The organism is Roseibium sp., from assembly GCF_025698965.1.
Classification (GTDB): Bacteria; Pseudomonadota; Alphaproteobacteria; order Rhizobiales; family Stappiaceae; genus Roseibium.
Window position 1 is genome coordinate 1 of the sequence record NZ_JAILWL010000217.1, and the last position, 10607, is coordinate 10607.

The following is a 10607-nucleotide window of genomic DNA, read 5'->3' on the forward strand; positions in this document are numbered from 1 at the left end:
GGCACTGCTGCCGGTTAGATTGTTTTCCCGGATCCTGTCGAGAATGGCTTTTTCCGGATCTTCCGGCAGCACGGCTACAAGCCTTTCGCCAATTGACAGCAGGATCGGCCGGGACTTTGCATCCAAAACCCATTGCGGTTGCTGTTCGGGCTGCACAAACCAGTTGAAGAACATCATTGCCACGACAACAAGAAGCAAACCACGCACCGCGCCGAATACAAACCCGAGGGTCCGGTCCAGTGCTCCGATCCGGCTGTCGAGCACGAAATCGGAAATTCTCATTGTAATGTAGCTGACGATGACGAGCGTGACCAGAAAAACGGCTGCGGCGGAAGCACCCATGGCAACCAGATCATGCGAAATGTATTGTTTCGCATAAGGCAGGACGCGCTCGTAAAGCAAGAACGCAGCGGCAGCTGCGGCAACCCAGGAAACGATGGAAAGAACTTCGCGGACAAATCCTCGGATCATTGCAAGGATTGCCGAGATGAACATGATGGCCAAGAGCAGTCCGTCCAGCAGCGTAATCGGCATGTTCTTGAAAAATCCTCTGTCTGGCGCTCAAAAAAGCGCTGAAATCTTTAGTTCACACCCCGGGGCATCATGCGTCATGCGGCCCCTGAAGCACCAGCCTGTGCCGAGAGTTTGGCGACGAAGTCCCCAAGTTCCGGCAGGCCGGTCGCCTTGAAAGTCGATGCGGCACTGTCCTTGAGATTGCCTTCCGGACAATATGCCTGATCGAAACCGAGTTTCTCCGCTTCCTTCAGCCTTGACTGGGCCTGTGCCACTGGCCGGATGGCCCCTGACAGACTGACCTCGCCGAAATAGACGCAATTGGCTGGAAGGGCAAGCCCGCTGAGCGATGAGATCAATGCGGCTGACACCGCAAGGTCTGCTCCCGGCTCGTTGATTTTAAGCCCACCGGCAACATTCAGATAGACGTCATGCTGCGAGAAGCGGACACCGCAGCGTGCCTCGAGCACCGCCAGGATCATGGACAGGCGCGCGCTGTCCCATCCGATGACGGCGCGGCGCGGCGTGCCCAGAGAGGATTGGGCGACAAGCGCCTGTATCTCGATGAGCAGCGGGCGGGATCCTTCAAGGCCGGCAAAAACCGCGGCTCCCGGGGCGGAAGTTGTCCTGTCTCCCAGGAAGAGCGCCGAGGGATTGGAGACTTCCACCAGTCCCTTGCCGGTCATCTCGAAGACACCAATCTCGTCGGTTGCCCCGAACCGGTTTTTGACCGAGCGGAGGATCCGATACTGATGTGCGCCGTCGCCTTCAAAATACAGAACCGCGTCGACCATATGTTCGACCACACGCGGACCGGCAATCTGACCGTCCTTGGTTACATGTCCGACGAGCACGAGCGTTGTGCCGTTTTTCTTGGCGTATCGCACCATAGCTTGAGCTGACGCACGCACCTGGGTGACCGTCCCCGGTGGAGAATCCACCTGATCTGTCCAAAGCGTTTGCACGGAATCCAGGATCAGCATGGCCGGGGCCTGATCGGCTTCCAGAGTGGCCAGAATATCTTCCACGCCTGTTTCGGCGGCAAGAGCGACCGGTGCGTCCGCCAGACCGAGCCGTTCAGCCCGCAGACGAACCTGGCCGATGGCTTCCTCTCCAGAGATGTAGACTGTCTTGTGGCCGAGATGGGCCAGATGTGCAGCAGCCTGAATGAGCAAGGTGGATTTTCCGATGCCTGGGTCTCCACCTACAAGAAGCGCGGACCCGCGAACAAATCCGCCCCCGGTGACACGATCCAGCTCTGCAACGTTGGTCTGGATCCGCGGGGCTTCCTTGGTGTCGCCGGAAAGACCCACCAGAGGAACGACACGACCTTTGCTGCGGCTCGCCCGGCTTGGACCGCCGCCAATGCCGCCTCCGGTCTGTTCTTCGACGATGGTGTTCCACTCACCGCACGATTCACAGCGTCCGACCCATTTGGCAGTGACTGAGCCGCAGGACTGGCAGACAAAGGACGTGGACCGCCGTGCCATGGGATTCGCTCCGATCAGGTGAGGGGGCCGTAAACACGCTCAAAGCGCTGCCCGAGACTCGTCAGATATTCGTAATCGATCGTTTCCGCATAAGCCGCAAGTTCCGTCGCTGCAACATTTGGTCCCAACATTTCCACAAAGGCTCCACGCTGAAGCAGTTTTTCCGGCACGTCAGTGACATCAAGCGTGATCATATCCATGGAAATCCGGCCGAGGATGGGGGCCTTGTAACCTCCGATCATACCGAAGCCGCCCGATTGTTCGTCGGACGCGCTGGCACGGCGTAGCAGTCCATCGGCATATCCCGCGGCAACAACCGCGTTTTTCAAGGCGCGTTTTGCCGTGTGCCGGGCGCCATAGCCGATCGTGTCGCCCTTTGGGACATCGCGCACGATCATGATACGGGCTTCAACCTTGGCGACTGGTTTCATCGGGTTGGTGGCCGTTTCGATAGCCTGACCGCCGTAAAGGGAAATTCCCGGGCGTACGAGATCGAAATGATAGTCCGATCCCATCAGAACACCGGCGGAGTTCGCGAGGGATTTCGGAAATTGCGGGAAAGGCTCGGTGATCTCACGGAACAGTTTGAGCTGCCGGTCGTTCATCGGATGCTCAGGCGTTGACCCACAGGCCAGGTGGCTCATGATCAAGGAAGGTTCGAACGGTCCAATGAGATCGGGATCGTTCATTGCAGCGGAAAACTCCGCCGGAGCCAGCCCCAGCCGGTGTATACCCGTATCCACGTGAACCGCAGCTTCAAAGGACTTGCCGGCAACTTTGCAGAATTCTGCCCATTCCACCACTTCCTCGAAAGATCCAAGAACCGGGCGAATACGGTGTTCGACAAAGTGCTCGGCCGTTCCGGGAAACAAACCGTCAAGCGCATAGATGACGGCATCTGGAAGCGTCTGGCGCAGAGCGAGAGCTTCCGTTGGTACCGCCACAAAAAACGTTCGACAGCCCGCTGAAAAAAGTGCCTGACCGGCCTTTTCCTGCCCAGTGCCATATGCATCTGCTTTCAGGGCGGCGGCACATTCCGTTGCGCCGTTTAACTTGCCTCGCAGATAAGCCCAGTTGTCTGAGATTGCATCAAGGTCAATCGTCAGGCGGCCACCGTATAAACCGGAAGGAATGGGATGGTTTGAAGTCGACGACACGGTCTAGGTGTAGCTCCAGATTGAAATGCAGGCGAACGGATTCGGCGCGGAGCTTAACGCATGGGGCAGTGGCTTCGCCAATGTTGAATATAGGAAAAGCCGCGGCCATTGCGCGCGCGGCTATCCCTGACGTTCGATTGTCGGCCGCTGTCAGATGGTGGCGGCGGCCTTTCTATTCATACCTCTCCGGCAGATGGTCGTCTTCTGCAAGGTCGGAGAAGCGGGTGTACTGGCCTTCGAAGTGCAGGTTGGCGGTGCCGGTCGGACCGTGGCGCTGCTTGGCGATGATCACTTCCGCCTTGCCTTTCAGACGCTCCATGTCCCGTTGCCAGTTTTCGTATTCGACCGTGTCCGGCTCCGGCTCTGTCTTGGAAAGATAATATTCCTCTCGGAACACGAACATGATCACGTCGGCGTCCTGTTCGATCGAACCGGATTCACGCAAGTCTGACATCATCGGGCGTTTGTCATCGCGTGATTCAACCTGACGGGAAAGCTGTGACAAGGCAATGATCGGAACCATGAGTTCTTTGGCGAGCGCTTTCAGTCCGGTCGTAATTTCGGTGATTTCCTGCACGCGGTTGCCGGAGTTCTTTGCGGAACCGGAAAGCAGCTGGATGTAGTCGACCACCAGAAGATCAAGACCGCGCTGTCGTTTCAGGCGGCGCGCCTTGGCAACGAGAGACGCAATGGAAATGCCACCGGTCTGATCCACATGCAGCGGCGTTGACTGCATGGATTGGGCACAGGCCGCGAGCTTTTCAAATTCGGCTTCGGAGATATCACCGCGTCGGATCTTGGAAGACGAAATCTCCGCCTGTTCGGAAATGATACGCGTGGCGAGCTGTTCAGCCGACATTTCAAGTGAGAAGAAACCGACGACACCGCCGTTGGTTGTCTTGATCGAACCGTCCGGTTGCTCCTCCGACTTGTAGGCCTGGGCAATATTGTAGGCGATGTTGGTTGCCAGCGACGTTTTGCCCATGGCCGGACGACCAGCCAGAACGATAAGGTCCGAGTGCTGTAGGCCGCCCATCAATTTGTCGAGGTCGCGCAAACCTGTCGAAATACCGGAAAGCGCGCCTTCTCGATTATAGGCCGCGTGCGCCATCTCGATGGTTTCAGTAAGTGCATCGCCAAAGGCGACAAAACCACCTTCGCTACGGCCGGTTTCTGCCAACTCGAACAATCGTCGCTCTGCATCATCAATCTGCTGGATCGGCGGAACGTCGATGGGGGCGTCAAAGGCGATGTTGACCATATCTTCGCCGATACGGATCAGGTTCCGGCGGATCGCGAGGTCATAAATGGTTCGGCCATAGTCTTCCGCGTTGATGATGGAAGCCGCGTCACCGGCCAGACGCAGCAGAAATTGCGTAGCGGAAAGGTCTGCGATCTTCGCGTCTGCCGGGTAGAATGTTTTCAGCGTGATCGGGGAGGCGGTCTTGCCCGCGCGGATGAGATGGCTGATCTTCTCGTAGATATCCTGGTGCGGCGGCACGAAGAAGTGGTGCGGTTCGAGAAAGTCGGACACCCGGTAGAACGTCTCGTTGTTCACCATGATGGCGCCCAGAAGCTGACGCTCGGCCTCTGCATTATGCGGTGCGAGACGCTGGACGTCTTCTTCCGTTTCGACTTTCTGCAACTTGCCGTTCATTTCTGCCCCCGATGACCCAAGTCCATTCGGAATACTCTCAGTCGAAGGAGGTCTCAAGGAGCAAAAGCAGCAGAATTTTTTTCCCACTGCCAATCGCAGATCAACGGGGAAAGAATCGAATCTCGCTTGACTCAAAAGCGGTTTGAAGACTCAACGCACTAGCTCTTAGTTATTGAAAATAAATAATTTTTCGAGAAGATTAATAGCCGGTTAACGAAATGCCTGCCAATTCAAGACCTTGCGGACGAGTTTGAACGCGGCAGTTGAGGCTATTCACGAGCAATCGGCAAGAGCATTGCCGGTAAAACAAAAAAACGGCGCTGCAAACAGCGCCGTCCGATTCGTTCAGTTGAAGCCTTATCGAAACCCTTAGGCTTCTTCTTCTTCAGCTGGAGCTTCTTCAGAGACTTCGGCACCTTCTTCATCAGTGCCTTCACCTTCTGCTTCTTCGTCTTCTTCAAATTCGAAGACGTCCTGTTCCGGAGTGGTGAGGTCTTCACCGGCTGCCTGACGGACTGCCTCGTCTTCAGAACGGGCAACGTTGACAGAGATGGAAACTTCGACTTCCGGATGAAGCTGGATCAGAACAGTATGCAGACCGATTGTCTTGATCGGGGTGCGCAGTTCGACCTGGCTGCGGGTGACAGTGAAGCCGGCTTCGGTGAGGCCGTCTGCGATGTCACGCGTGGAAACGGAACCATAAAGCTGTCCGGTTTCACCTGCGGAGCGGATCATGACCAGAGCTTCGCCGTCGAGTTTGGAAGCGACAGCTTCAGCTTCGCTCTTGCGCTCAAGGTTGCGAGCTTCAAGCTGAGCGCGTTCGTTTTCAAAGCGCTCGAGATTGGCCTTGTTGGCGCGCAGAGCCTTGCCCTGCGGCAGCAGGAAGTTGCGGGCATAGCCGTCGCGTACGCGAACTGTGTCGCCCATCTGGCCAAGTCTGGCGATACGCTCAAGAAGGATAACTTGCATGTTTTTCTCCTACTGTCCCACCGGTTCGGTGGTTAGAGACCGAATGTCCGCGGTCCCAATACGGATCTCCCGGGCGGACCCGGGAGATGAGCAACTTTTTAAAGAGTTGCTTAGCTGATCACGAACGGCAGCAGACCGAGCAGGCGAGCGCGTTTGATGGCACGGGCCAGTTCACGCTGCTTCTTCGCTGAAACCGCGGTGATGCGGCTTGGAACGATCTTGCCGCGCTCGGAAATGTAGCGTTGCAGCAGACGAATGTCCTTGTAGTCGATCTTCGGCGCGTTAGCACCGGAGAACGGGCAGGTCTTCCGGCGACGGAAGAACGGACGACGGCTCGGAAGCTGTGCAATATCAACCATTATTCTTACTCCCCTTCAGCCCGGCGCGGAGGACGTCCACCACCTGGGCGGTCGCCACGGTCGCCGCGGTCGCCACGACCACCGCCGCGGCGGTCGTCACGGTCACGCTTCTGCATCATTGCGGACGGCTCTTCGTCCAGCTCATCGACGCGGAAAGTCATGAAGCGCAGAACATCTTCGCTCAGGCCCATCTGACGCTCCATCTCGGCAACAGCGTTGTGCGGTGCGTTGATGTTCATCAGTGTGTAGTGAGCCTTGCGGTTCTTTTTGATGCGGTATGCGAGGGTACGCAAACCCCAGTTTTCCACCTTGCCGATCGTACCGCCAGCGCCTTCGATGAGGCCCTTGTACTGTTCGACGAGTTGTTCGACCTGTTGGGCCGAAACGTCCTGGCGAGCCAGGAATACGTGCTCGTAAAGAGGCATGGAAATAGCCTTTCTTCGTGTTGACAACGCGGGGTTGGCGCAAAGCCTCCTCGTAACTTCGGAAAGGCACGAGAAATCTAACGAGAGCGGGAACACGGGAAGTCGGATCTTTTCAGGAATCCTAGCAAATGCTCTTCCGTACAGCCCCCGGCCAAACCCCGGATGAAGCGCGCTCTATACTCGGTTTGGGGGAAATTGCAAGTTCAATCCGGATCTGCCGGCATAATTTTCTTATTAGATTGTCCTGGACGGTCGGAGGAACAGAACACGGTCGGGACGTTGTTTCGCATACGGCAACCGTATTGGCGTTCCGGTTTCCTCGATTTGATGTCCTCTTACAGTACAAAAAGCCGGAAAGTGCATCATTTTTCAAATTGATTGGCGGCTGGGCCTTGACAGTGAGGTGCAGAGCGTATCATAGCCTCGCGCCAAGTTCGATTTCAGACCTCCCTGAGGCTGAAACACCGCTTTCTCTAAAAAGTCGAAGGCCTGTCGCCAAATCGAGTGTGGCCTGCGCACGTGTCACGGAGGCGTTTTCCAGATGACTATAACATTCACTTTCCCGGGGCAGGGCAGCCAGAGCGTGGGAATGGGCAAGGTACTCGCCGACACCTATCCGGAGGCAAAAGCTGTCTTTGACGAAGTGGATGACGCTCTGGGGCAGAAACTCTCCGACATCATGTGGAATGGTCCCGAAGACGCTCTGACACTCACCGCGAATGCCCAGCCCGCATTAATGGCAGTCAGTCTCGCGACCATGCGGGTTCTTGAGGCCAGAGGCCTCGATCTGAAAGCAAGCGTCTCTTATGTCGCGGGCCATTCGCTGGGTGAATATTCTGCTCTGGCAGCAGCGGGCGGTGTCGAGGTCGCAACCGCGGCCCGCCTTCTGCGGGTGCGCGGCGATGCCATGCAAAATGCCGTTCCTGTCGGGCAGGGTGCTATGGCGGCGTTGCTCGGTCTTGACTTTGATGTCGTGGTGGAAGTTGCCGCAGAGGCAGCTCAAGGTGAAGTATGCCAGGCAGCCAACGACAATGCGCCCGGGCAAGTGGTTGTCTCCGGTCACCTGGCTGCTGTCGAACGCGCCGTTGAAATCGCCAAGGCCAAAGGAGCCCGCAGGGCAGTCATGCTACCGGTCAGCGCACCGTTCCATTGTTCTTTGATGGCTCCTGCTGCCGACGCAATGGCCGAAGCGCTTTCAAACGCCGAAATAAAGGAGCCGGTGGTTCCGCTCGTCGCAAACGTTCTTGCTGCGCCGATCACCGACCCGATTGAAATCCGGAACCGTCTGATTGAACAGGTGACCGGAACCGTGCGTTGGCGGGAAAGCATCTCCTGGCTTGCAGATAATGGTGTGGACACCTTTGTGGAAGTCGGAACCGGAAAGGTCCTGACCGGTATGGTGAGGCGGATTCACAAGGAAGCAACGGGTCTTGCTGTAAATGCACCGGAAGACATCGACGCGCTTCTCGAAAAGATCTCCGGCTAAGCCACTTGGGCGCCAGGAACTAAGACCAAAGTCCCCGCACGGGGCAAAACAACGAGGGAAGGACCCCAGATGTTCAGCTTGGAAGGGAAAAACGCACTCGTCACCGGCGCCACTGGCGGTATCGGCGAGGGGATTGCCCGGGCACTGCATGCACAAGGGGCGACGGTTTCTTTGTCCGGCACAAGGGCTGAAAAACTGGAGGCTCTTGCAGCTGATCTCGGAGAGCGCGCTTTCGTTACGCCTGCCAATCTTTCCGATCGTGACGCTGTTGATGCGCTCTTGCCGGCTGCAGAAGAAAAAATGGGCTCCGTCGATATTCTGGTGAACAATGCCGGCATCACGCGAGACAATATTTTCATGCGTATGAAGGATGACGAGTGGGACCAGGTGCTTGAAGTCAACCTGACCTCTGGCTTTCGTCTGTGCCGCGCGGCAATCAAGGGCATGATGAAGCGTCGTTCCGGCCGTATTATCGGGATCACATCAGTTGTCGGCGTGACCGGTAATCCGGGTCAGGTCAACTATGCGGCTGCAAAAGCCGGCATGATCGGCATGTACAAATCCCTGGCTCGCGAAGTTGCCAGCCGAAACATCACGGTCAACACGATCGCGCCCGGCTTCATCGAAACAGCGATGACGGATGCATTGAACGACAAGCAAAAAGAATCAATTTTGACCAGTGTGCCTGCAGGCCGTTTGGGGACTTCTGCCGAGATCGCGTCTGCAGCGCTTTACCTCGCCAGTGACGAAGCCGGTTACGTGACCGGTCAGACACTCCATGTCAATGGCGGCATGGCTATGATTTAAAAGAGAGTTTTGCCAAGCAGGCAAAAAGAATCCGGGCTGCCTGGAAGCAGTCTGGACTGGCTGGTAATGGTCAACAAAGTGTGTTACCAACCCGCCGATTGTTACGAATTGTGCAGCCGGGTCCAATAGTAAGGCTGGGATGCACTGCGACATCTTGAAGACAGCGAGTGCACACCGCCGCTTTGTAGCAAACCGGTCTGGGGCAAATTCGCGAGAGATGAATAGACGAAAACTAAGGAAGTGAAAGATGAGCGATATCGCGGATCGGGTAAAGAAAATCGTCGTTGAACACCTCGGCGTCGATGCAGAGAAGGTTGTGGAAGGTGCAAGCTTCATCGATGATCTGGGTGCGGACAGCCTCGACACCGTTGAGCTGGTCATGGCATTTGAAGAAGAATTCGGCGTAGAAATCCCGGATACCGCAGCTGAAACCATCCTGACCGTTGGCGACGCTGTAAAGTTTCTGGAAGCCAACAAGTAAGGGTTTCGCCCTTATTTCTTTTTTGGAAGTTCGGGCCGGCGGGGCATTTTCCCCGCCTGGCCCTTCAAACGTAAGTGCAGGTGTATGAGGCGAGTTGTCGTAACTGGTGTAGGCATGGTGACGCCACTTGGTGGTAGTGCCGATGTCACTTGGAAAAAGATCCTCGAAGGAAAGAGCGGGGCCAACAAGGTCGCGAATTTCAAAGTTGACGATCTGGCCTGCCAGATCGCCTGCCAAATTCCCCGTGATCCTGCCGAAGAAGGCGCGTTCAATCCTGATGACTGGATGGACGTCAAAGAGCAGCGCAAGGTCGATGACTTCATCGTCTACGCCATGGCTGCCGCCGACCAGGCCATGGACGATTCCGGCTACAAGGCGGAAACCTACGATCAGCAGGCGCGTTCAGGCGTTCTGATCGGATCCGGCATCGGTGGTCTGCAGGGTATCGAGCAGGGTGCGCATCTGTTGGCGGAAAAGGGTCCCCGGCGCGTCAGTCCTTTCTTTATTCCCGGTCGATTGATCAACCTGGCAGGTGGATATGTTTCCATTCGTCATGGATTGAAAGGTCCGAACCACGCGGTTGTGACGGCTTGTTCTACGGGTGCGCATGCCATTGGTGATGCATCCCGTCTGATCGCGTTCGGTGACGCTGATGTCATGGTTGCAGGCGGGACTGAATCTCCTGTTTGCCGTCTCGCACTTGCCGGTTTCGCCGCATGCCGCGCGTTGTCCACAGGATTTAACGATGCTCCGGAAAAGGGCTCACGCCCTTATGATGTTGATCGCGACGGTTTCGTCATGGGCGAAGGTGCAGGCGTCGTTGTTCTGGAAGAATACGAGCATGCTGTGCGCCGCGGTGCCAAGATCTATGCCGAAGTGATCGGCTACGGTATGTCGGGCGATGCCTATCACATCACCGCACCGTCGGCCGATGGCGACGGTGCATACCGGTGCATGGACGCTGCTCTCAAACGCGCAAAGATCACACCTGCTGAGGTTGACTACGTCAACGCGCACGGCACATCGACACCGCTTGGTGATGAAATTGAGCTGGGTGCGGTGACCCGATTGGCGGGAGAGCATGCGTCCGGCCTGACCATGTCCTCGACGAAATCCTCGATTGGTCATCTGCTTGGGGCAGCCGGCGCAGTCGAATCAATTTTCTCGGTGCTGGCAATTCGGGACAGCATTGCGCCACCGACAATCAATCTCGACAATCCGTCGGTTGAAACCGAGATTGACCTGGTGCCGCACCAGCCGAAG

At 56.6% G+C, this 10607-nt stretch carries 11 protein-coding genes; 4 read left to right on the forward strand and 7 right to left on the reverse strand.

Translation table 11 applies throughout. The features are described 5' to 3' along the window. From K5905_RS17600 to rpsF, 7 genes are all read right to left on the reverse strand, one after another. A partial coding sequence (locus K5905_RS17600) for a CvpA family protein (protein WP_297586204.1) occupies nucleotides 1–534 on the reverse strand: 534 nt, incomplete at its 3' end. 74 nt (nucleotides 535–608) lie between these two features. Further along, nucleotides 609–2003: a DNA repair protein RadA gene (gene radA / locus K5905_RS17605; RefSeq protein ID WP_297586207.1), complete on the reverse strand. Its 1395-nt coding sequence runs from the start codon at nucleotides 2001–2003 to the stop codon at nucleotides 609–611. A 14-nt stretch (nucleotides 2004–2017) separates the two neighbouring features. Continuing rightward, on the reverse strand, nucleotides 2018–3160 hold the full coding sequence (gene alr / locus K5905_RS17610; protein ID WP_297586210.1) for an alanine racemase: 1143 nt from the start codon (nucleotides 3158–3160) through the stop codon (nucleotides 2018–2020). 172 nt (nucleotides 3161–3332) lie between these two features. Further along, nucleotides 3333–4817 (reverse strand): replicative DNA helicase, encoded by a 1485-nt coding sequence (locus K5905_RS17615; RefSeq protein WP_297586212.1) that lies wholly within the window; start codon nucleotides 4815–4817, stop codon nucleotides 3333–3335. A gap of 369 nt (nucleotides 4818–5186) precedes the next feature. Next, nucleotides 5187–5786 (reverse strand): 50S ribosomal protein L9, encoded by a 600-nt coding sequence (rplI, locus tag K5905_RS17620; RefSeq protein WP_297586214.1) that lies wholly within the window; start codon nucleotides 5784–5786, stop codon nucleotides 5187–5189. 110 nt (nucleotides 5787–5896) lie between these two features. Continuing rightward, a complete protein-coding gene (gene rpsR / locus K5905_RS17625; protein WP_145340733.1) occupies nucleotides 5897–6145 on the reverse strand; it encodes a 30S ribosomal protein S18 in 249 nt (82 codons plus the stop codon). 5 nt (nucleotides 6146–6150) lie between these two features. Then, nucleotides 6151–6570: a 30S ribosomal protein S6 gene (rpsF, locus tag K5905_RS17630; protein ID WP_297586216.1), complete on the reverse strand. Its 420-nt coding sequence runs from the start codon at nucleotides 6568–6570 to the stop codon at nucleotides 6151–6153. Nucleotides 6571–7111: 541 nt separating this feature from the next. Between rpsF and fabD the strand changes: the two genes are divergently transcribed. From fabD to fabF, 4 genes are all read left to right on the forward strand, one after another. After that, the gene (gene fabD / locus K5905_RS17635) at nucleotides 7112–8056 is read left to right on the forward strand and encodes an ACP S-malonyltransferase (protein ID WP_297586218.1); all 945 of its coding nucleotides are present in this window, start codon (nucleotides 7112–7114) and stop codon (nucleotides 8054–8056) included. Nucleotides 8057–8125: 69 nt separating this feature from the next. Continuing rightward, the gene (gene fabG / locus K5905_RS17640; RefSeq protein WP_297586219.1) at nucleotides 8126–8863 is read left to right on the forward strand and encodes a 3-oxoacyl-[acyl-carrier-protein] reductase; all 738 of its coding nucleotides are present in this window, start codon (nucleotides 8126–8128) and stop codon (nucleotides 8861–8863) included. Between the two features lie 247 nt (nucleotides 8864–9110). Beyond that, nucleotides 9111–9344 (forward strand): acyl carrier protein, encoded by a 234-nt coding sequence (locus K5905_RS17645; RefSeq protein ID WP_008194310.1) that lies wholly within the window; start codon nucleotides 9111–9113, stop codon nucleotides 9342–9344. Between the two features lie 84 nt (nucleotides 9345–9428). Next, on the forward strand, nucleotides 9429–10607 hold a 1179-nt coding region (gene fabF, locus K5905_RS17650), incomplete at its 3' end, for a beta-ketoacyl-ACP synthase II (RefSeq protein ID WP_297586229.1).